General features: G+C 71.6%; 15 protein-coding genes, 1 tRNA gene and 1 pseudogene. 5 read left to right on the top strand and 12 right to left on the bottom strand.

Going from position 1 to position 20,621, the window contains the following annotated elements; all coding sequences use genetic code 11:
- Positions 1–114: 114 nt before the first annotated feature.
- Positions 115–188: transfer RNA gene (locus QQG74_RS02240), tRNA-Thr, on the bottom strand.
- 122 nt (positions 189–310) lie between these two features.
- On the opposite strand from QQG74_RS02240, the pseudogene QQG74_RS02235 reads away from it, so the two are divergent.
- Positions 311–2,086: pseudogene (locus QQG74_RS02235) on the top strand (metallophosphoesterase); the annotation flags it as partial.
- A gap of 244 nt (positions 2,087–2,330) precedes the next feature.
- On the opposite strand, the gene ricT reads toward QQG74_RS02235, so the two are convergent.
- Positions 2,331–3,176: a regulatory iron-sulfur-containing complex subunit RicT gene (ricT, locus tag QQG74_RS02230; protein WP_341718619.1), complete on the bottom strand. Its 846-nt coding sequence runs from the start codon at positions 3,174–3,176 to the stop codon at positions 2,331–2,333.
- Here ricT and QQG74_RS02225 point away from each other — a divergent pair.
- Positions 3,175–3,357, top strand: a complete 183-nt coding sequence (locus tag QQG74_RS02225) for a hypothetical protein (RefSeq protein WP_341718618.1) — start codon at positions 3,175–3,177, stop codon at positions 3,355–3,357. The two genes, ricT and QQG74_RS02225, sit on opposite strands and share 2 nt — an antisense overlap.
- Positions 3,358–3,489: 132 nt before the next feature.
- Here the strand turns inward: QQG74_RS02225 and QQG74_RS02220 are convergent, their stop codons facing one another.
- The 5 genes from QQG74_RS02220 to tmk all read right to left on the bottom strand — a co-directional run bounded on the left by QQG74_RS02220 (position 3,490) and on the right by tmk (position 8,468).
- Entirely contained in the window at positions 3,490–4,194 is a 705-nt protein-coding gene (locus QQG74_RS02220; RefSeq protein WP_341718617.1) for a hypothetical protein, read from the bottom strand.
- Positions 4,194–4,499, bottom strand: a complete 306-nt coding sequence (locus QQG74_RS02215; protein WP_341718616.1) for a hypothetical protein — start codon at positions 4,497–4,499, stop codon at positions 4,194–4,196. The genes QQG74_RS02220 and QQG74_RS02215 overlap by 1 nt, the downstream gene beginning before the upstream one ends.
- 1 nt (position 4,500) lies before the next feature.
- A complete protein-coding gene (locus QQG74_RS02210) occupies positions 4,501–4,830 on the bottom strand; it encodes a YbaB/EbfC family nucleoid-associated protein (RefSeq protein WP_341718615.1) in 330 nt (109 codons plus the stop codon).
- 205 nt (positions 4,831–5,035) lie between these two features.
- Positions 5,036–6,319, bottom strand: coding sequence for a DNA polymerase III subunit delta' (locus QQG74_RS02205; protein ID WP_341718614.1), 1,284 nt, complete (start codon positions 6,317–6,319; stop codon positions 5,036–5,038).
- Between the two features lie 52 nt (positions 6,320–6,371).
- Positions 6,372–8,468, bottom strand: a complete 2,097-nt coding sequence (gene tmk / locus QQG74_RS02200; protein ID WP_341721109.1) for a dTMP kinase — start codon at positions 8,466–8,468, stop codon at positions 6,372–6,374.
- 353 nt (positions 8,469–8,821) lie between these two features.
- Between tmk and QQG74_RS02195 the strand changes: the two genes are divergently transcribed.
- On the top strand, positions 8,822–10,030 hold the full coding sequence (locus tag QQG74_RS02195) for an amino acid deaminase/aldolase (RefSeq protein WP_341718613.1): 1,209 nt from the start codon (positions 8,822–8,824) through the stop codon (positions 10,028–10,030).
- 34 nt (positions 10,031–10,064) lie between these two features.
- Here QQG74_RS02195 and QQG74_RS02190 read toward each other — a convergent pair whose 3' ends face one another.
- On the bottom strand, positions 10,065–10,709 hold the full coding sequence (locus QQG74_RS02190) for a TetR family transcriptional regulator (RefSeq protein ID WP_341718612.1): 645 nt from the start codon (positions 10,707–10,709) through the stop codon (positions 10,065–10,067).
- Between the two features lie 222 nt (positions 10,710–10,931).
- On the opposite strand from QQG74_RS02190, the gene QQG74_RS02185 reads away from it, so the two are divergent.
- Positions 10,932–12,248, top strand: coding sequence for a D-arabinono-1,4-lactone oxidase (locus QQG74_RS02185; RefSeq protein WP_341718611.1), 1,317 nt, complete (start codon positions 10,932–10,934; stop codon positions 12,246–12,248).
- Between the two features lie 165 nt (positions 12,249–12,413).
- Positions 12,414–13,373 carry a DUF559 domain-containing protein gene (locus QQG74_RS02180; protein ID WP_341718610.1) on the top strand — a complete coding sequence of 320 codons (960 nt, stop codon included), beginning with the start codon at positions 12,414–12,416 and terminating at the stop codon, positions 13,371–13,373.
- A gap of 63 nt (positions 13,374–13,436) precedes the next feature.
- Here the strand turns inward: QQG74_RS02180 and topA are convergent, their stop codons facing one another.
- From topA to QQG74_RS02160, 4 genes are all read right to left on the bottom strand, one after another.
- A complete protein-coding gene (gene topA / locus QQG74_RS02175; protein WP_341718609.1) occupies positions 13,437–16,268 on the bottom strand; it encodes a type I DNA topoisomerase in 2,832 nt (943 codons plus the stop codon).
- A gap of 312 nt (positions 16,269–16,580) precedes the next feature.
- Positions 16,581–17,285, bottom strand: a complete 705-nt coding sequence (locus tag QQG74_RS02170; protein WP_341718608.1) for a hypothetical protein — start codon at positions 17,283–17,285, stop codon at positions 16,581–16,583.
- Complete coding sequence (locus QQG74_RS02165; RefSeq protein ID WP_341718607.1) at positions 17,276–17,815, bottom strand: hypothetical protein; 540 nt, start codon at positions 17,813–17,815, stop codon at positions 17,276–17,278. Before QQG74_RS02165 ends, QQG74_RS02170 begins: the two co-directional genes overlap by 10 nt.
- Before the next feature lie 120 nt (positions 17,816–17,935).
- Positions 17,936–20,320 carry a sodium-translocating pyrophosphatase gene (locus QQG74_RS02160; RefSeq protein WP_341718606.1) on the bottom strand — a complete coding sequence of 795 codons (2,385 nt, stop codon included), beginning with the start codon at positions 20,318–20,320 and terminating at the stop codon, positions 17,936–17,938.
- Positions 20,321–20,621 lie beyond the last annotated feature (301 nt).

Here is a 20,621-nt window from a genome sequence, read left to right as displayed (position 1 = left end):
GGTCCCCGGGCCGCAACGGGCGGTGCTCTCCCGGACCGGGATGGTTGCACGCGTCGCGCGCCCGATGAAAATAAGGCCCTGACCAGCGCTGATGCTGGTCAGGGCCTTTCATTGAGCCGCCTGACGGAATCGAACCGTCGACCTACGCATTACGAGTGCGTCGCTCTAGCCGACTGAGCTAAGGCGGCAACGGTGGTCAAGTGTACGGCACGCGCCGACCCCGGTTGGAGCGGGATTGCCGAGTCGCGAACCGGACGCCGGGGCGGTTTCGGCGCAGCGCGCTCACCCGGTCGGCACTAGGCTGCGGCGGGTGACCGAGGATCCCACCCCCCGCGACGAACCGGTCGGCACTCCCGACGACGGTCCGCGCCCCGAGCCCGCCAACCCAACGCCATACGCCGAGGAGGCGGCCGGCGGGCGGGCGGCCCGACGGCCGCGTAGCACCGATCCGCTGGAGTTGGGCTTCACGCCGCGCAAGCCGGTGCCGTGGCTCGCGCCGCTGCTGCTGATCAGCACCGGCCTGCGTACGCTGCTGGCGCTGCTCTTCGGCGCGTACCTGGACAAACGGGAGTTGCAGAAGGCCCTCGATGCGGAGGTCGCCAAGCAGGTCGGGCCGGACGGCGGGCTCTGGTTGGACTACGTGGCCGACCTGGGCGACGGTTTCAACGCCACGTACTCGGTGGCCTATCTGCTCGCCCAGCCGGAGATCACCGTGGACGGGCACCGGCTGCCCCGGGCGCAGACCCTGGTGATGGGCGGCGACCAGGTCTACCCGTCGGCCGAGTACGCGGCCTACGAGGATCGCTGCAAGGGGCCCTACCAGGCGGCGTTGCCGGGCACCCCACCCGAGCAGCCGACGGTCTTCGCGGTCCCCGGCAACCACGACTGGTACGACGGGCTGACCGCGTTCCTGCGGCTCTTCGTCCGCACCCGGGACCGGCACTTCGGCGGCTGGCGTACCGGCCAGTCCCGCTCCTACTTCGCCATCGAACTGCCCGCCGACTGGTGGCTGCTCGGCCTCGACGACCAGTCCGGCTCGTACGTCGACGATCCGCAGTTGACCTATTTTGACGCGGTGGCGAAGCGGCTCGGGCCACAGAGCAAGGTGATCCTGGCCGTGCCGGCGCCCGCGTGGGTCAAGGCCGTCGACCACCCCACGGCGTACGACTCGATCGACTACTTCATCCGGAGCATCGTCGCGCCCACCGGCGCCCGGGTCCGGTTGCTGATCTCCGGCGACCTGCACCACTATTCCCGGTACACCGGGCCGGACGACCGACAGTTGGTCACCTCCGGCAGCGGCGGCGCCTACCTGTACCCCACCCACAAGCTGCCCGAGCGGATCGAGGTGCCGCCCCGGGACACCATGGCCCGCCGGTCCAGCCCCTCCCAGACGTACGAGCTGGCCGGCCGCTACCCGGACGCGGCCCGCTCCCGACGGTACGGCTGGGGGATCTTCGGCCGGTTGCCCCGCCGCAATCCGGGCTTCGCCACCCTGCTCGGCATCCTGCACACCCTGCTGATGTTCTCCATGGCCGGGGTGACCGACTTCCGCTCGCAGGCCTCCGAACTGCGCCTGTTCAGCGTGCCGCTGGTGGTGATGGTGCTGGTCACGATCCTCGCGGCGGCCCTGTTCGCCAAGCCGCCCAGTTCGAGCGGGAAACGACACGTACGGCACTGGCTGCTCGGCATCGCGCACGGTATCGCCCACGTCGGGTTGGCCGCCATCGGCACCTGGGCCTGGCTGGCGGTGCCCCTGCACGACTGGACCTGGCCGTTGCCGGCGGTCGCCGCGGTGACCATCTACCTGCCGGTGATCGGTCTGGTGGCCAGTCAGTTGGTGGCCGCGTACCTGCTTGTCGCCAGCTGGTTCGGGGTGAACGTGAACGAACTCTTCGCCGGCCAGGGCATCGAGGACGCGAAGGGCTTCGTACGCCTGCGCATCGACCCCGACGGCACCCTGACGCTCTATCCCATCGCGATCGACCGGGTCGGCCGCAACTGGCAGGTCAACCCCGACCAGTCCGCCGAAGCCTCCTGGCTCACCCCCACCACCCCACTCCGCCCCCGCCTAGCCGAACCCCCACCACCCTCACCTAACAACCCCCACCCCCACCCCCACCCCACCCACCCCACCCCCAACCCCAACCCCCAACCCCGCCCCGCCCCACCCCGCCCTCGCCCCCGCCCCCGCCCCAGCCCAGCCCGCCGATCTTGCACTTTTGGTCGCCACTCCGTCCTGTTTTGCGGCTTTTGCGGCGACAGAAAGTGCAAGATCGGCGGAGAGGGAGGGGCGGCGGGGAGGAGGAGGGGGTGGGGGTGGGGGTGGGTTAGTGCGGTGTTTTTTCGGGGTCTTCGTAGGCGCGACGGGAGCCGCAGACGTCGGCTCGAGAACACATGGAACGCGAACCGTCGGCGTCCATCCGGACGGTCACCGCGTCCCTCGGGACGCTGTGGCCGACCACCCGGCCGTCGCCTTTCGGCGTACTCACCCGGGAACCGATCGCCGGGGCGGACTCCTGGAACTTCTGGTACAGCGGGTGCTCGTATTTGAGGCAGCACATCAGCCGACCGCAGGCACCGGAGATGCGCAGCGGGTTGAGCGGCAGATCCTGGTCCTTGGCCATCCGGATGGTGACCGGCTCGAAGTCGTTGAGGAAGGTGGCGCAGCACAGGTCACGCCCGCAGGAGCCGATGCCGCCCTGCACCCGCGCCGAGTCCCGCGCCGAGAGCTGACGCAGCTCCACCCGGCAGTGCAGGGTGGCCCCCAGGTCGCGTACCAGGGAGCGGAAGTCCACCCGGTGCGGGGCGGTGAAGTAGATGGTGCTCCGCTCGCCGCCGCCCTCACCGCCGCCGAGCACGTGGTCGACCGCCACCACCCGCATCGGCAGGCCGTGCTCCCGGATCAGCTGCTTGGCCGCGACCTTCGCCTCGGCCTTGCGCCGGCGCAGGTTCTCGTCGCGGCGCAGATCCTCCTCCTGGGCCAGCCCGGCCAGCCGGGGAAAGCCGTCGGTCTCCTCGGTGACCCACTGCGCGGCCCAGACGCACTCCGCCACCTCGGGGCCGTCGTCGGTGGGGACCAGCACCTTGTCACCCACCTGCGGGCGAAGCTCGCCCGGATCGAGGTAGTAGAGGCGCCCGTACCGCTGGAAGCTGACCGCACAGAGCATGCCCATGCCTTCACCCTACGACGCCATGCCGCACTTCCGCCGGGTCGGCGTGACGCGCGACTACACCGTGCAGCCATTCATGACTGTCGACTCGACCGACCCCGCTCCCGGCTACCGGTACGAGATGGCCGCCCGGACGGCTGATTCCTGCTCGCCGGGCGGGACAAAGCGGGGTCGACGGCGTTGAGTGAAGAACAGACCTGCGGGGGGTGCAGGAAAGGTCACGACGTCGCCGGCGGGACCGCCCCGACCGGGTGCCCGCGGGCGGCGTCGTACCCTGCCCACGGCACGTCGCACCGCCTGCCGTAGCGGCGGCCGGCTACCAGCCGACGCGGGTCGTCCGGGTGCCGGGTGCGGTGCCACCGCCGTCCGGTCGCAGCCGGTTGCCGGCGGGCCGCCAGGCAGATTCGGCCAGACTCGGCCCCCACTGGCGCAGCAGGGTCTCCGCCCCGTCGTACGCCACGCAGAGCACAGCCAGCACCCGGACGGCGACCTCGGCGGCACCGGCGGTGCCGGGTGAGGACGGCCCGGAGTGGGACGGCTCCCGGGTCGGCGAGGTGGCCGCGACGACCGCCACCGCCTCGGCCGAGCCGATCACGTCGGCCAGGGCTCGCGCCACCGCGAGCCGGCTGCCCTCCACCCAGTCAGCCAGCGCGTCGGCGTAACCGGCGGTCGCCTCCAGCCGCCCGACCAGGCTCTCCGGGCCCTCGTCGAAGTGGCGCAGCAGCATCGCCCGGGACTGGCCGTAGGCCGCGGCGGCCGATCCGGACCAGAGCAGCGGGTCGGTCAACACGGCGCAGGCGTGGTCGTACCCGTGGACGTGCCGGCGCACCGCGTGCCCGGCACCGGCCAGCGGCGCGGGACGCAGGTCGAGGAAGCCGCGCAGCGCGTCGCCGGGCAGCACCTGCATCCGCCGCAGCAGTGGCCAGACCCGGTGCCCCTCGGGCGCGCCGGCCGCGAGCAGGGTGTCGACCCGACGCAGCAGGTCGAGGCCGGGCTCGGCGAGCCGGTCCAGGGCGTCCATCACGCCTCCCCGACCATTCGGCGGGCGGCGACCGAATCGGTGTCGGCGTAGCGGGCAGCGGCCTGGCGCAGCGCGTCTGCGGTGGCGGACAGCTGTGCGGCGGCGACGTGCGCCTCCCGGGCTCGATCGCCCGTGGCCGCCATCCACTGCCGGTGCAGCGCCCGCCCGATCTCGCCGGGCCGCCCGGGAGCATCGACGCCGAACGCCGCCTGTGCCGGGTCGGCAGCGATGATCGATCGGGAGAGGGCGGTCAGGGTCGCGCTCGCCTCGTCGAGCCGGGCGGCCAGGGCACGAAGGCTCTCCATCTCACGCCCCCGTCAGCGGCCGGTAGGCGGTGAAGGTCTCGTTGTGCAACTTCTCCCGGGCCCACTGCGCGGCGTCGGCGGCAGCCGCCACCGCGGCCCGCACCGACCCGGCCACATCGCGCGGTGCCCGGTTGTGCAGCGGACCGAGGAACCGCACGTCGGTGATCCGGCCGCTGGCGGTCACCACCACCTCCACCAGGCCGTCCGGTGACCGTACGGTCACCTCGACCGTTGCCACGGCCCGGTCGAACTCGGCCTGGAGGGATTCGATCCGGCGGTAACGCCGGACCGCCTCCTCGATCCACGCCTCATCGATCTCACCCCGCGACATCGGCGGACTCCTCCCCCAGCGTGCTCACTGTGCGTGCCACCACCGTCACCAGGGCACATTGGACCGTACCGCACGCGAATTGCGCCTGTCGATGGCTGTGGATAACGGTCCGGCCAGCGATGGACCACGCTCCGACACCCCGTGCACCGCCGAAGTCAGCCCAGCCGGGCGATGCCGGAGTCAGCCCGGGCGGGTGCCGCCGGAGTCAGCCCTTCCAGAGGGCGAGCATCATCGCCTCCACCGCGATCCGGGGCTTGACGTTGGTTTCGATCGCGGTACGGCAGGCCAGCACTGCCTCCAGCCGCCGCAGCGCCCCCTCCGCCTGCCAGCTGCGGGCTCCCGCGCCGGCCAGCTCGGCGGTGTCGGTGTGCACCGGTGCCACCGGTGCGCCAAGTGCCACCGTCAACGCGTCCCGGTAGAACGCGGCCAGGTCGACCAGGGCCCGGTCCAGGGCGTCCCGTTGCGCCCGGGTGGCCCGCGACTTCTGCCGCCGTTCCAGGTCCTTCAACTGTCCGGCGGCACCCCGCGCGGCGCTGGCCGCACCCCGGCCCGTACCACCCGCTCCGAGGGCGGTTTCCAGTGCCGCACGCTCCGCCGCGTCGATCTCCGTCACCGACGCCTCGGCCTCCGCCTCGGCCGCCTCGATCAGCGCGGATGCCGCGTCGAAGGCGGCACCGACGCTGGTCAGCCGACGTGGCACCGCGAGCACCGCCTCGCGCCGGGAGCGGGCCTGCGGGTCACCGGCCAGGCGCCGGGCCCGCCCCACGTGACCCTGGGTGGCCGCCGCCGCCCACCGCGCCACGTCGGGCGCGATCCCGTCGCGCCGCACCAGCACCTCGGCCACCGCGTCGACCGGCGGCTGCCGCAGCGGTACGACCCGGCAGCGCGACCGGATGGTCACCGAAATGTCGTCCGGGTGGGTGGAGGGCGCACAGAGCAGGAAAACGGTCCGTGGCGGCGGCTCTTCCACCGCCTTGAGCAGCGCGTTTCCGGCTGCCTCGGTCAGCCGGTCGGCATCCTCGATGATCACGATCTGCCAGCGCCCGCCGGACGGGGTGCTTGCCGCCCGGAGCACCAGGGCCCGCATCTCGTTGACGCCGATGGAGAGCCCATCGGGCACCACAAGCCGTACGTCGGCGTGGGTGCCGGCCAGGGTGGTGTGGCACCCGGGACACTGCCCGCACCCGGTGCCGTGCCCACACTGCAACGCGGCGGCGAAGGCTCGTGCCGCGACCGACCGTCCCGAACCGGGCGGGCCGGTGAAGATCCAGGCGTGGGTCATCCCGGCACCCGGCTCGGGACCCGCCTCCGACCCGGCCTCCAGGTCCGGGTCCGCCCCGGGCAGCACGTCCGGGTCCAGCCCGGTCGCCGGCTCCGGCTCCGTCGGCCCGTTGGCGGTGCGCAGCACGGCGGCGGCGGAGGCGGCAGCCTGCCGCAGCATCAGTACCGCCTCGTCCTGCCCGACCAGGTCGGCGAAGGCGTCCGCCATCAACTTCACCCCGCCCCGTCAGTTCCGCTCGGTCGTCAAGTCCGCTCCGTCGTCAAGTCCGCTCGGTCGTCACCAGCTCCGAAGGGGATAACTGGGGCTGCACCGAGGTGTCCGGGCCGTTCGCCGGCCCCGGGTGGTTGATGCCACCTGGCGCACCGAGCAGTTCGGCCACCCGGCGGGCGACCCGCTCGGCGATCTCCTCCACCGGGCGGGCGGCGTCGAGCACCAGGTACCGCTTGGGGTCGGCGGCGGCGAGGTCGAGGAAGGCGTACCGAACCCGCTCATGGAACGCTACCGACTCGGCCTCCAACCGGTCGGCGGCCTCGCTGCGCGCGGCGACCCGGGACAAGCCGGTACGCGGGTCCACGTCCAGGAGCACCACCAGGTCGGGCTTGAGCCCACCGGTGGCCCAGGAGGAGAGCCAGGAGACCTCGTCGACCGGGAGCGTACGGCCGGCGCCCTGGTACGCCAGGGACGAGTCGACGTACCTGTCGCTGATCACGACGGCACCCTCGACCAGGGCGGGCCGGACCACCGTGGCCACGTGGTGCGCCCGGTCGGCGGCGTAGAGCAGTGCCTCCGCGCGCGGCGAGGGCGCCTCGGCGGCGTCGGTGTTGAGCACCAGTGCGCGGATCCGCTCGCCTATCCCGGTCGCGCCCGGCTCCCGGGTGACCACCACGTCCCGCCCCTCGTCCCGCAGCCGCTCGGCCAGCACGGCGAGCTGGGTCGACTTGCCCGCGCCCTCGCCGCCCTCGAAGACCACGAAGAGCCCGGCCGAGACGAACGGTTCGGCCGGCATCAGCGGACGGCCACGGATCGAGCCCCAGAGGTCGGCCAGGACCGGGACGCCCTTCTTGTCGTCCATCTGACCGAACGCGCTGACTCCGGCGAAGATCCCGGCCGCACCGGCGGCGAGCAGCAGCAGGCGGGTGGCGGAGATCGAGATGCCCAGGTCGGCGATCTCCAGGGTCCGCGATCCGCCGACCCCGGCGAGCAGGCTGCCCAGCGCGATCGCCAGGATCAGCACCAGCCGGGTGCCGATCTGCACCACGGCGAAGACCCGGCCGCGTACCTCGTCGGCGACCTCGCCGCCGAGCAGGGTGGTGCCGGAGAGGAACGCCATGCCGGCGCCGGCACCGACCAGGATCGCGCCGACAAGCGCCATGGAGAGGTGGAAGGCGAAGGAGAGGGCCATCACCGAGGCGCTGGCCAGCACGATGCTCATGCCGAACCAGCGCCGCCGGGACATGTCCCGCACGATTGTCGGGCCGAGCCCGATGCCGATCGCCAGACCCACGAAGATCGCGCCGAAGAGCAGGAAGAAGGCGGCGTCACCGGCGCCGAGCGAGGCGGCGAAGAACCGGGCCGTGCCGATCACGATGCCGCCACCGGCGAAGGCACCGAAGATGCCCAGCACCAGGCCCCGGACCAGCGGAGTCTGCCCGATGAACCGCCAGCCCTCGGTGAACTGGCGCAGCATGCTCTGCTCGGTGCGCTCTCCCTCGGCGGTCTGCCCCTGACTGATCTCCTTGATGCCGAACGCCACCACCACGGCGGTGGCGAGCCGGGACAGCGCGTTGAACCAGAGCGCGAGTTGCGCGGGCTGGGCCCAGTCCGGCATCTCGCCGCCGGTGGCACCCCGGATGATGCCGTCCAGCGAGGAGAGCACGATCGCGGCGAAAACCGGAGTCAGGCCGTACGTGGTGATCAGGGTGAGCTGGTTCGCCGTCTCCAGGCGGGCGCGCGGGATGAGATTCGGTACCGCCGCTTCCTTGGCCGGGATCCAGAGCAGGGTGACCGTCTCGATCAGGAAGGTGGCGATCGCCGCCCAGCTGACCACCCGCGCGCCGCTGGCGCCGGTCAGCGCGTAGAGCGGGATGGAGGCGAACAGCACGAACCGCAGCAGGTCACAGATGACCATCGTCCAGCGCCGGTCGAAGCGGTCGGCGAGCACTCCGGCGACCGGGCCGAGCAGCAGCGCCGGCAGCAGCCGGATGGCGATCACGCCACCGAAGGCCGCTCCCTTGGCGGTGCTCCCCTCCACCTGCGAGGCGGCGAACACGCTTGTCGCCAGCAGGCCGAGCCAGTCGCCGAAGGAGGCCGCGCCGAGCACGATCCAGAGCCGGCGGAACGGCCGGATGCGCAGCACCGAGCGGATCGCCGAATAGCCGTTGAGATCGGCCTGAGCAGCCGGCGCGCCGGACGGATTGCCGGCGGACGGGCTGGCGGCGGCGTTGCCGGGACGGTCGGCTGTGCCGGCGGGCTGGTCCGCAGACGGCGACACGCCGGACGACTCGCCGTTGAATTGGCTTTCGATGGCCGTACCTCCACGTGCCGGCCCATCGCTGGGCACCCCCGGTGGAACACTCTAGTCCCGACGGGGCATCTCTCCCCGTCCCGCATCACCTGCTCGTCGCAGCCTAGGCCGCCGTGGCCAGCCTGCTCGGCGCAGACAGATGCGAGGGTATTTCGCATTCACCGTTTCACAGTTAGCGTGCACACGTGGCCACCGACAGCGAGAACCTGCGCCACCGGCTGGACCGGGCGACCGCGCATCTCGACCCGCCGTACGCGGTGGTCGACCTCACCGCCTTCGACGCCAACGCCGCCGCGCTCGCCGCCCGGTCCGGCGGCAAGCCGTTGCGGATCGCCAGCAAGTCGTTACGCAGCCGTGATCTGATCACCCGTGCACTGGCCCGGCCGGGCTGGCGCGGCGTGATGGCGTTCACGCTGCCCGAGGCGATCTGGCTGGCCCGCACCGGAGTCGCCACCGACGTGCTGATGGCGTACCCCACGGTCGACCGGCAGGCGCTTGCCGAACTGGCGGCCGATCCGGACCTCGCGGCGGCCATCACCCTGATGGTCGACGATCCGAAACAGCTCGACTTCTGTGACGCGGTGTGCCCGCCGGGCCGCCGCACCGAGTTGCGGGTCTGCCTGGATCTGGACGCATCCTGGCGGCCCCTGGGCGGACGGGTGCACATCGGGGTACGCCGGTCACCGGTGCACACCGCGCGGGCGGCCGGTCGGCTGGCCGCCACCGTGGCCGCCCGGCCGGGCTTCCGGCTGGTCGGGCTGATGTCGTACGAGGCGCAGATCGCCGGCCTGGGCGACGCGCCGCCCGGGCAGGCGGTGCTCGGCGCCGCGATCCGGCTGGCCCAACGCGGCTCGTACCGCGAGTTGCTGGCCCGCCGTGGCGCGGCGGCGGCTGCGGTACGCGAGCACGCCGACCTGGAGTTCGTGAACGGCGGTGGCACCGGCAGCGTGGCCGCGACCAGCGCCGATCCCGCGATCACCGAGGTCACCGCGGGATCGGGCCTGTACGGGCCGACGCTCTTCGACGGGTATCGCAGCTGGCGTCCCACCCCGGCGGCCTTCTTCGCCTGCGCGGTGGTACGCCGGCCGGCACCGAATCTGGCCACCGTGCTCGGCGGCGGCTGGATCGCCTCCGGCCCGGCGGCCGACAGTCGGCAGCCGCGACCGTGGTTGCCGGCCGGGCTCCAACTGATCGGCGCGGAAGGGGCCGGTGAGGTGCAGACCCCGCTGAGCGGGGCACCGGCCGCCACCCTGTGCCTCGGCGACCGCGTCTGGTTCCGCCACGCCAAGTCGGGGGAACTGTGCGAACGGGTAAACGAGTTGCACCTGGTGGCAGGCGATGAGGTGGTGGCCACGGTGCCGACCTACCGGGGCGAGGGCCGGGCCTTCCTCTGAACCCGCCCGGCTGGGGGCAGAGCCGGGCGGAGGGTCAGGCGGACTGGGTCGCCGGTGCGGAATCGACGATCTGGTCGTCGGCCGGCTTCGCGGGCTGCACGACCGGTCGCTGGCCGGTCTCGCCCCGGGCATCCACCTGGCGGTACAGGTACTCGCGGATCAACGCCTTGGCCTCGATCAGCACCCGGTCGTCGCCGTCCGGCGTACGGCGGCGGAACGCGAGCTTGATCAGCGCGTCGGCCACCTCCACCGCGATCTCCAGATGAAAACGCAGGTCGGGAACGTCGGACAGGCCGAACCGCTCGGTGAGCACCCGGGCCAACTGGTCCGCGATCACCCCGTTGTTGTCTCGCTGCTCATCGAGCAGATGCAGGTCGACCACGTCGCCGAAGTGCAGGGTACGGAAACCGGGGACGGTGCGGTGCATCGTGATGTATTCGTCGATGCCCGCGTCGACCCCGTCCCACCAGTGGGTCAGGTCGTCCGAGGCGAAGCGTTCGTCGAGCCGCTGGAGGTAGGACTCCATCGTGCGCAGAGTCAGCGCCTGCACGATCGCTCGCTTGTCCGGGAAGAACTGATAGACCGACCCGATCGCCACCTCGGCCCGCTCGGCGAGCAGGGTGGTGGTCAGTCCCTCGTACCCCACCTCGTCGACGAGTTCGGCGCAGGCGTCCAGCATCCGCTGGACGCGCGCGACACTACGACCTTGCACTGGTACCCGACGCAGCGGTCCGGTCGTGGCGGCTGAAGTGGACACTCGCCACCCCCTCTCGACGGATGAACATATCTCCAAGTCACGACTTCGTGACTACCGGTACAACGAGCGGACCTCTATTGCGGTGTTTACCAGGGACAACGTTCCTGATATGAATTCGGTTCATATTCACTTCGAGGAGTGCCGATGGCCGCAACCGCACCCGCCGATGCCGCCGCCTGGTCCAACTGGGCCGGCAATCAACACAGCCGGGCGACCGCAGTGCTGCGGCCCGCCTCGATCGCCGAGGTCGCCGAACAGGTCCGCTCGGCCGCCGAGACCGGTGAGCGGATCCGCCCGGTCGGCACTGGCCACTCCTTCACCCCCGTCGCGGTCAGCGACGGGCGGCGGATGGAGTTGACTCGGCTCGCCACCGACGTACGCGTAGACATCGATCGGCGCCTCGTCACCGTACCGTCCGGAATGACCCTGCGGCAGCTCAATGTCCTACTCGCCAGTCACCGCCTGGCGCTGCCTAACCTCGGCGACATCGACGCGCAGACGGTGGCCGGTGCGATCTCCACCGGCACCCACGGCACCGGCGCGGCCTACGGCAACCTGGCCACCTTCGTCGAGGCGCTGACCCTGGTCACCGGGGCCGGCGAGGTACTGCGCTGCTCCGCCGAGGAACGCCCCGACGTCTTCGACGCGGCCCGGGTCTCCCTCGGCGCACTCGGCGTACTGGTCGAGGTGACGCTGCGCTGCGTGGACGCCTTCGTGCTGCGGGCCCACGAGCGCCCGGCGGCGCTGGACGCCGCGCTGGCCGACTTGCCCGGCCTGGTCGACGAGCACGACCACGTGGAATTCTTCTGGTTCCCCTACACCGAACGGGTGCAGCTCAAGGTCAACGACCGGGTCCCCGTCGACGACCGCCCACTGTCCCGCTGGCGCGGCTGGCTGGACGACGACTTCCTGGCCAACACCGTCTTCGCCGGAGCCTGCCGACTCGGCCGCGCGGCACCGGCCCTCGCGCCGGGAATCAGCGCCCTCTCCGCGCGGGCGCTCAGCGAACGTGTCTACACGGGCCGCTCCGACGCGGTATTTTGCAGCCCGCGCCGGGTCCGCTTCCTGGAGATGGAGTACGCGCTACCGCGCGAGACCCTGCCCGAAGCGCTCGACGCGCTGCGCCGGATCGTCGACCGGCTGCCGTTCAAGGTGCTATTCCCGGCCGAGGTGCGATTCACTGCGGCCGATGAGATCTGGCTGTCCCACTCGTACGGGCGCGACTCGGCGTACGTCGCCCTGCACCAGTACGTCGGCATGCCCTACGAGCCGTACTTCCGGGCCTTCGAGGAGGTGGCGACCGGGCTGGGCGGTCGCCCGCACTGGGGCAAGCTGCACTGGCGGGACGCCGCCTCTCTGGCGCCCGCCTACCCCCACTGGCCCGACTTCCAACTTCTCCGCACCCGCCTGGACCCTTACCACGTCCTCGCCACCCCCCACCTCACCCACCTCCTCGGCTGACCCGCCCAGATCTTGGTCAGAACCTGCCCCCAGAGGGGCGGTTTCGGACCAAGATCTCTTGGCTGTCCACAGGGGCAGCGGGCGGAGAGCTGCGGGCGGCAGGGTGGGGGTGTGCGGAGTCGGGGGCGGGGTGGCGGCGTCGGGGGCGGGGGCTCGTCGGGGCGGGTGCGGGAGTTGGTATCCCGGCCGGGGTGGGAGACTGCCCTGCCGGCGGCTGACGCGGACGAGTTGACCTGGGTGTTGTTCCACCAGGAGCAGGTGCTCAGCCTCGACCAGGCCCGCCGACACCTGTCGCCGAAGGCGATCCGGCACCGCGTCGAGTCGGGCCGCTGGCGTCAGGTGCACCGGACGGTCTACGTGACGCACAACGGGCCGGTGACGACCGCGCAGCTGCCGTGGATCGCCGTCCTGTCCGTCGGGCCGACCGCGGTGCTGGGCGGGTTGAGTGCGGCCCGAGCCTGGGGCCTACGCAGGCACGACGACGGGCTCGTGCACCTGCTCGTGCCGGCGAGTCACCGGCCCCGTTCGATACCGCCCGAGGTCCGGATACACCGCACCACCATCCTGGCCGACGAGGACATCCTCGACGTGGGGCAGCCGCGTCGGACGATGCCCGCCCGGTCGATCGTGGACGCGGCGCAGTGGGCGGCCAGTGACCATGAGGCGTGTGCCATCATCGCGGCCGGCTTCCAGCAGCGCCTGGTGGGCGGTGACGGCGTGCAGCGCGTACTCGATCGCCTGCCACGCGCACGTCGGCGCAGCCTGATCCGACGGACCGCAACCGACGCGGCGGGTGGCGCGCACTCCCTGCCGGAGCTGGATTTCCTCGCGCTCCTCCGGCGCGCCGGGCTGCCCGAGCCGACCCGGCAGGCGGTCCGCCGGGACGCCGCCGGGAGGCGGCGCTACCTGGATGCGCTGTTCGAGCAGTGGCGGGTGCACGTGGAGATCGACGGCGGCCAGCATCTCGACCCCGCCACGGCGTGGGCGGACATGCGCCGGCAGAACGACCTGTGGCAGAGCGGTGACCGGGTACTCCGCTTCCCCGCCTGGGCCATCCGCCACGCTCCCACTGAGGTGATCAGCCAACTCCGCTCGGCCCTGTCGGCGGCTGGCTGGCGGCCCTGACGCCGCAGATCTTGGTCAGTACCTGCCCCCAGAGGGGCGGTTTCGGACCAAGATCTGGTTAGGTCAGGTGGACTTTGCGGCCTTTGCCGGGGTCGCCTTGGTGGCGGTGGCCTTTGCGGCCTTGGTGGCCTTAGCGGCCTTGGTGGCGGTGGACTTGGTGGCCTTGGTGGCGGTGGACTTGGTGGCCTTGGTGGCCTTGGCGGGGGTCTTCTTGGTGGCGGCCTTCTTGGTGGCCTTCTTCTTGGGAGCCGGCCCCTTCGCCCGCTTCTCGGCGAGCATCTCGGAGGCCTCCTCCAGGGTCAGCGCCTCCGGGGTCTGGCCGCGCCGCAGCGATGCGTTGGTCTCCCCGTCGGTGACGTACGGGCCAAACCGGCCGTCCTTGATGACCAGCGGCTTCTCGGTAAGCGGGTCGGCACCCATCTCCCGCAGCGGCGGGGCGGCGGCCCGGCGCTGGCGGGTCTTCGGGGCGGCCAGCAGGGCCAGCGCCTCGTCAAGCGTGACGGTGAACAGCTTCTCTTCCGAGTCCAGCGAGCGGAACTCGTCACCACGCTTGACGTACGGGCCGTAGCGGCCGTTGTTGGCGACCACCTCGGCGCCGTCCGGACCCACCCCGACCAGGCGGGGCAGGCTGAGCAGCTTGAGCGCCTCGTCGAAGGTGAGCGAGTCCGGCGACTGCGAGCGCAGCAGCGAGGACTTGCGCTCGCCGCTTGCCACGTACGGGCCGAACCGGCCGGACTTGAGCAGGATCGGTTCCCCGGTCGCCGGGTCGTCGCCGAGCTTGCGCTCGCCCCCGCCGCCGAGGAACAGCTCGTGCACCTTCTCCGGGGTCAGCTCGTCCGGCGCCAGGCCCTCGGGGATCGGTGCCCGGTCACCCGGGGTGCCGCCCTCCTCGCCCTCACCGGCGGGCGCCGGCTCCTCGCCGGGCACCCGGCGCTGGAGGTACGGCCCGTACCGGCCGACCCGCACCACCACCTCGCGCCCCTCGTCGTCGGTGAACAGCGGGATCGAGTTGACGCTGCGCGCGTCGATGTCGCTGAGGTTCTCGGTGACCAGCTTCTTCAGCCCGCCGGAGCGGGCGATGTCCTGGTCGCCGGCGCCGTTCGTGGTGCCGAAGTAGAACGCGGTCAGGAAGTCCACCGCCGCGTGGTCGCCCCCGGCGATCTCGTCCAGCTCGTTCTCCATGCTGGCGGTGAAGTCGTAGTCGATCAGGCGCGGGTAGTGCCGCTCCAGCAGCCCGATCACCGCGAACGCCAGGAACGACGGGATCATCGCCTGGCCACGCTTGACCACGTACCCCCGGTCCTGGATGGTCTGCATGATCGAGGCGTACGTGGAGGGGCGGCCGATGCCCAGCTCCTCAAGCGCCTTGACCAGCGACGCCTCGGTGTAGCGGGCGGGCGGCTGGGTGTGGTGGCCCTGCGCGGTCAGCTCGTCGGCGGTGAGCGGCTGGTCCTTGACCAGGTTGGGCAGCCGCCGCTCGGCATCCTCGGCCTCGGCGTTCTCGTCGTCGCTGGACTCGACGTACGCGCGCAGGAAGCCCGGGTCGGTGATGGTCTTGCCGGTGGCGCCGAAGTCCGCCTCCTCGCCACCAGAGGTGGTGGCTCGGATCCGCACCGAGACGCTGGAGCCGACCGCGTCGGTCATCTGCGAGGCGATGGTACGCCGCCAGATCAGCTCGTAGAGCTTGAACTCCTCGCCGGACAGTTCCTTGGCCACGTCGCCCGGGGTGCGGAAGTTGTCCCCCGCCGGGCGGATCGCCTCGTGCGCCTCCTGCGCGTTCTTCACCTTGCCGGTGTAGCGGCGCGGCTCCGGCGGGACGCTGCGCTCGCCGTACAGCTCGACGATCTGCCGGCGGGCCGCCGCGATGGCGGTTTCCGACAGGTTCACCGAGTCGGTACGCATGTAGGTGATGTAGCCGTTCTCGTAGAGGCGCTGCGCGGTGCGCATCGTCTGCTGCGACGAGAACCGCAGCTTGCGGGCCGCCTCCTGCTGAAGGGTGGAGGTGATGAACGGCGCGTACGGGCGGCGGCGGTAGGGCTTCTCCTCGACCCGGGTGACGGCGAACGGCCGCCCTTCGAGCCGGGCGGCGAGCCCTCGGGCCCCGCCGGAGTCGAGGTGCACCACGCCCGCTCCGGCGCGCACCTTGCCGGTGGTCGGTTCGAAGTCCTTGCCGGTGGCGATCCGGTCGCCGTTCAGGGCGACCAGGGTGGCGTTGAAGGTGCGCGGCCCCTCGCCCGGCTTCGCCACCGCCAGGGTGGCCAGGATGTCCCAGTACTCGGCGGTGCGGAACGCCATCCGCTGCCGCTCGCGCTCGACCACGATCCGGGTCGCCACGGACTGCACCCGGCCCGCCGAGAGCTTCGGCATGACCTTCTTCCACAGCACCGGGGAGACCTCGTAGCCGTACAGCCGGTCCAGGATGCGCCGGGCCTCCTGGGCATCGACCAGGTCCCGGTCGATGTCGCGCGGGTTGGCCACCGCCGCCTGGATGGCCGGCTTGGTGATCTCGTGGAAGACCATCCGCCGGACCGGCACCTTCGGCTTGAGCGTCTCCACCAGGTGCCAGGCGATCGCCTCGCCCTCGCGGTCCTCGTCCGTGGCGAGGAGGATCTCGTCGACCTCCTTGGCCAGCTTGGTCAGCTTGCTGATCTGCTGCTTGCGGTCGGCGGAGACGACGTAGAGGGCGTGGAAGCCGTTGTCGACGTCGACGCCGAGCCGGGCCCAGGGCTCGCCCTTGTAGCGGGCCGGGACGTCGGCGGCGTTGCGCGGCAGGTCGCGGACGTGCCCGAAGCTGGCCTCCACGACGTACCCCGGGCCGAGGTAGCCCGAGATCGTCTTGGCCTTCGCCGGGGACTCGACGATGACCAGGCGGGTGGTTCCAGCGTTGCTTGGCACGTCTGTTTCGACCTCTTTCCTGCTCGCGGTCACATCCGACCCGGGTTCGGGGCGCACTCGACCCACCGGTACCCAGCGGTCCGGATGTCCAACGTAACGCGCCGTCCGTGTTTCGGGTTTCGCGAACGGCGATCCGTGCGGAACGATCTGTGCTCGCGCCGGACGGCGTCACCGTACACCGTGGGTAGGGCATCCAGCGGACGACTGTGACCCTGGCAGCCCGTCGGTGGAGGTAGAACCTGGCCGATTCTCGCTGTGTTCCCCGACACGCGGCTGTCTCGCATCGGACAGCTGACGCTCTTCCCGCCCCGATCAGTCGCGGGTCGGCCAGGCCGCCGGTGGCGCGGCGGACGGCCGGTCGCCGACCAGCTCGGCCAGCCGCTGGGTGCCGCGCCGACCGGTGATCCGGTACGCCGGACCACCCGCGTCGGGCTCGACCAGTTCCCCGATCAATCCGGCCGCGATCAGGGCGCCACCGACCACCGTCCAGCGCACCGGGTCGGTGCCGCCGAGATACAGCAGGAAGTCCGGCGGGTCGGCCACCCCGGCCGCGGCCAGCCAGAGCCGCAGCCGTCGGCCGTCCAGGTGCAGGCCGGCGGGCGGATGCTGCGTCGCACCACGCAACCAGGCCGCCGCGAGCGGCACGAGCGTCCGGGCGTACGCGGTCCGCACGGCGTACCGGTTGTCCTCGGTGGGCGCCCAGGTCACCCGTACGCCCCGCTGGGCCAACTCGGCGACCAGCACGTGCACCCGCCACCCGGCATCCACCACCACCGACAGCCGGGCCGTGCCTCCCATCCGATGCACCTCGCCCGGCCCGGCGAGCAGCCCGGCGAGGTCGGTGACGGCGGGCTCACCGGTCTCCGCCCCGAAGAAGACGAGTTGCCGGTCGTCCACCGCCACCCGCTCGACGTCGGGACCGCGTCGGCGGGGCATCGGCAGGGCCGGGTCGGGCACCGGGAACGACACCGGCAGCGGTTGCGCCGCCGGTGGCTCACCGGAACCGCTCAACGGCATTCGGGTACCTCGTCGAAGGCGCGCTTCAGTTCCTCGGAGTTCAGCTCGCTGGTGTCCAGCGTGCTGGCGTCGTACTCCTGCTTGAGGGTCTCCACCGCGGCCTGCACCCCGTCGTAGAACACCGTCGCCTCGCCGGTGCTCAGGCCGTCGATGGTGGTCCGGGCCCGGCCGTAGGCGTCGCGCATCGAGGCCAGCGAGGCCCGGAAGCTGGCCGAGATCTCCTCGCCCCGCTCGACCTTCGGCACCCCCGCCTGCTCGACCTTGCGCCGGGCATCCTCGCTGGCCTGCTCGGCCCCGCCGAAGAGGCGGACCAAGTTCTCCTTGGCCTGCGCGGGAGTGGTCTGCGCGGTCATCTGCTCGTTCGTGCTGCTGGTCAGCTTGCTGATCTCGGACCGCCACGGGGTCAGCGCCGAGCACACCGACGCCGCCCAGGCCTGCGGGCTGGGGCCGCTGGACCCGCAGCCGGCCAGCACGGTCAGCGTGACCAGGACCACAGTGAGCTTTCCGGCCGCCGCCCGGCACGTACGCATGCGTTGCAGCGTACGTGCTCCGTCACGCGCCGGCACCGGTCAGGCGGACCACCTCGACCGGCACGACGGTCCCCGGCCGACGCTGCCGCCGACCGGGGACCGTGGGACGTGACCGGAGGATCAGGCCTTGATCGCCTCCGGGCGCGGGTCCGCAGTGCCGGAACCGTTGCCGGAGTCGTCCTCGCCCATCACGACGCTCTTGCGCTTGCTGAACACCACCGCCGCGACGACGATCAGCGTGGCCACCACCGCGATGGTGACCCGCAGGCCGACATTGCGGTCGTCGCCGATGCTCCAGGCCACCACGGCCGGGGCGATCAGCAACGACACCAGGTTCATCACCTTGAGCAGCGGGTTGATCGCCGGGCCGGCGGTGTCCTTGAACGGGTCACCGACGGTGTCGCCGATGACGGTCGCGGCGTGCGCCTCGGAGCCCTTGCCGCCGTACGCGCCGTCCTCGACCATCTTCTTGCTGTTGTCCCAGGCGCCACCGGAGTTGGCCAGGAAGACCGCCATCAGCGTGCCGGCACCGATCGCACCGGCCAGATACGACGCCAGCGCACCGGGCCCGAGGCCGAAGCCGACCGCGATCGGCGCCAGGATCGCCAGCAGGCCGGGGGTCAGCAGTTCACGCTGCGCGTCCCGGGTGCAGATGTCGACGACCTTGCCGTACTCCGGGCGCTGGGTGCCGTCCATGATCCCGGGCAGCTCACGGAACTGCCGGCGAACCTCCATCACCACGGCACCGGCCGAGCGGGAGACCGCGTTGATGGCCAGACCGGAGAAGAGGAACACCACCGCCGCACCGATGATCAGACCGACCAGGTTCTGCGGGTTGGCCACGTTCAGCGCGTTGAGGATCTCGGCGCTGACGTCGGTGACCCCGGCGTCGGCGTACGCGATGCGCAGCGTGTCGGTGTACGAGCCGAAGAGCGCGGTCGCCGCCAGCACCGCGGTCGCGATCGCGATGCCCTTGGTGATCGCCTTGGTGGTGTTGCCGACCGCGTCCAGCTCGGTAAGCGTCCGCGCGCCGTGCTCGTCGATGTCACCGGACATCTCGGCCACGCCCTGGGCGTTGTCGGAGATCGGCCCGAAGGTGTCCATCGCGACGATCACACCGACGGTGGTGAGCAGACCGGTACCGGCCAGCGCCACCGCGAACAGCGAGAGGGTGATCGAGCCGCCGCCGAGCAGGAAGGCACCGAAGACACCTGCGGCGATCAGCAGCGCCGAGTAGACCGCCGACTCCAGGCCGACGCTGATGCCGGCGAGGATGACGGTGGCCGGGCCGGTCTGCGAGCTCTTGCCGATGTCCTGCACCGGGCGCCGGTTGGTCTCGGTGAAGTAGCCGGTCAGCGCCTGGATCGCGGCGGCCAGCACGATGCCGATGACGACTGCGCCGATGACCACTCCGCGCGGGCCGAACGGCGGGTCGCCGCCGTCCACACCCAGGCTCTCCCGCCAGCCGTCGCCGAGCTGCGCGGCCCAGGAGGGCTGGAGGTAGGCGAACGAGGCCACCGCGACCAGCACCGCCGAGATCAACGCGGAGAGGTAGAAGGCCCGGTTGATCGCGGTCAGGCCGTTGCGGTCCGAGGCGCGCAGCCTGGTGATGAAGACACCGATGATGGCGACCACCACACCGATCGTGGAGATGATCAGCGGGAGCACCAGGCCGTCGGTGCCGAACGCGGCCCGGCCCAGGATCAGCGCGGCGACCAGGGTGACCGCGTACGACTCGAACAGGTCGGCGGCCATGCCGGCGCAGTCACCGACGTTGTCGCCCACGTTGTCGGCGATGGTGGCGGCGTTGCGCGGGTCGTCCTCGGGGATGCCCTGCTCGACCTTGCCGACCAGGTCGGCGCCGACGTCGGCGGCCTTGGTGAAGATGCCGCCGCCGACCCGCATGAACATGGCCAGCAGCGCGGCGCCGAAACCGAAGCCCTCCAGCACGGTCGGCGCGTCGCCCCGGAAGATCAGCACGACCAGCGCGGCGCCGAAGAGACCGAGCCCGACGGTGAGGAAGCCGACCACACCACCGGTCCGGAAGGCGATCTTCATGGCCGCCTCCCGGCCGCCTTCACGCTCCCGGGCGGCGGCGGCCACCCGCAGGTTGGCCCGGGTCGCCAGCCACATGCCGGCGCCGCCGATGAAGGCGCTGAACAGGGCACCGACCACGAAGAAGAGCGAACGACCGAGCTTCACCGCGGTCTCGCTGCCGGCGGTTTCGTGCACCGGTAGCAGGAACAGCAGGACCACGGCGATCACCACGAAGATCGCCAGGGTCCGGAACTGCCGGAGCAGGTAGGCCGAGGCGCCCTCCTGGACGGCCCCGGAGATCTCCTGCATGTTTGTGGTGCCCTTACCGGCCGCCAGCACGGCCTTCGTCAACGCAGCGGCGAAGGCGAGCGCGACCAACGCGATCACCGCGGCGATGACGACGTACGTGACGTTTGCTCCGGTCAGGGAGATCGCGCCGCCGCCCTCGGCGGCCAAGCTGTCGGACATCTGTGTCCTCCTGTGCCGAACAACGCGCCGGCCGGTGGAGACGCACCGACCGGCGCCTGGATGCGAGTTCGCAAGTGCGCGCCGGACCACCCGGCGGGCCAGCGATGGCCGCCCATCTGCGCTGGCAGCCCGATGGATCACTTGCTGACAACCCGCGTACTCTAGCCGTCCCGCGTGTTCGAGGTCACACGGAGGTGGCACCGTGTCTCGATGATCTTCATCGCTGTGTTATGAACCGAAATCTGATATAGGAGCGCATGCATGACGATGCCGCCGCACCCCGACGGGGAACGGCGGCATG

This window comes from Micromonospora sp. FIMYZ51 (assembly GCF_038246755.1).
Classification (GTDB): Bacteria; Actinomycetota; Actinomycetes; order Mycobacteriales; family Micromonosporaceae; genus Micromonospora.
Note: the sequence above shows the minus strand (reverse complement) of the source record. Positions and strands in the feature narration are given on the sequence as shown.

What these genes read in the sequence shown, in the direction of transcription:
- QQG74_RS02225 (WP_341718618.1), top strand. Translation starts at nt 3,175, where the DNA reads ATGCCTTCACCCTACGACGCCATGCCGCACTTCCGCCGGGTCGGCGTG.
- ricT (WP_341718619.1), bottom strand. Translation starts at nt 3,176, where the DNA reads ATGGGCATGCTCTGTGCGGTCAGCTTCCAGCGGTACGGGCGCCTCTAC.
- QQG74_RS02220 (WP_341718617.1), bottom strand. Translation starts at nt 4,194, where the DNA reads ATGGACGCCCTGGACCGGCTCGCCGAGCCCGGCCTCGACCTGCTGCGT.
- QQG74_RS02215 (WP_341718616.1), bottom strand. Translation starts at nt 4,499, where the DNA reads ATGGAGAGCCTTCGTGCCCTGGCCGCCCGGCTCGACGAGGCGAGCGCG.
- QQG74_RS02210 (WP_341718615.1), bottom strand. Translation starts at nt 4,830, where the DNA reads ATGTCGCGGGGTGAGATCGATGAGGCGTGGATCGAGGAGGCGGTCCGG.
- QQG74_RS02205 (WP_341718614.1), bottom strand. Translation starts at nt 6,319, where the DNA reads ATGGCGGACGCCTTCGCCGACCTGGTCGGGCAGGACGAGGCGGTACTG.
- QQG74_RS02190 (WP_341718612.1), bottom strand. Translation starts at nt 10,709, where the DNA reads ATGCTGGACGCCTGCGCCGAACTCGTCGACGAGGTGGGGTACGAGGGA.
- QQG74_RS02185 (WP_341718611.1), top strand. Translation starts at nt 10,932, where the DNA reads ATGGCCGCAACCGCACCCGCCGATGCCGCCGCCTGGTCCAACTGGGCC.
- QQG74_RS02170 (WP_341718608.1), bottom strand. Translation starts at nt 17,285, where the DNA reads ATGCCGTTGAGCGGTTCCGGTGAGCCACCGGCGGCGCAACCGCTGCCG.
- QQG74_RS02165 (WP_341718607.1), bottom strand. Translation starts at nt 17,815, where the DNA reads ATGCGTACGTGCCGGGCGGCGGCCGGAAAGCTCACTGTGGTCCTGGTC.
- QQG74_RS02160 (WP_341718606.1), bottom strand. Translation starts at nt 20,320, where the DNA reads ATGTCCGACAGCTTGGCCGCCGAGGGCGGCGGCGCGATCTCCCTGACC.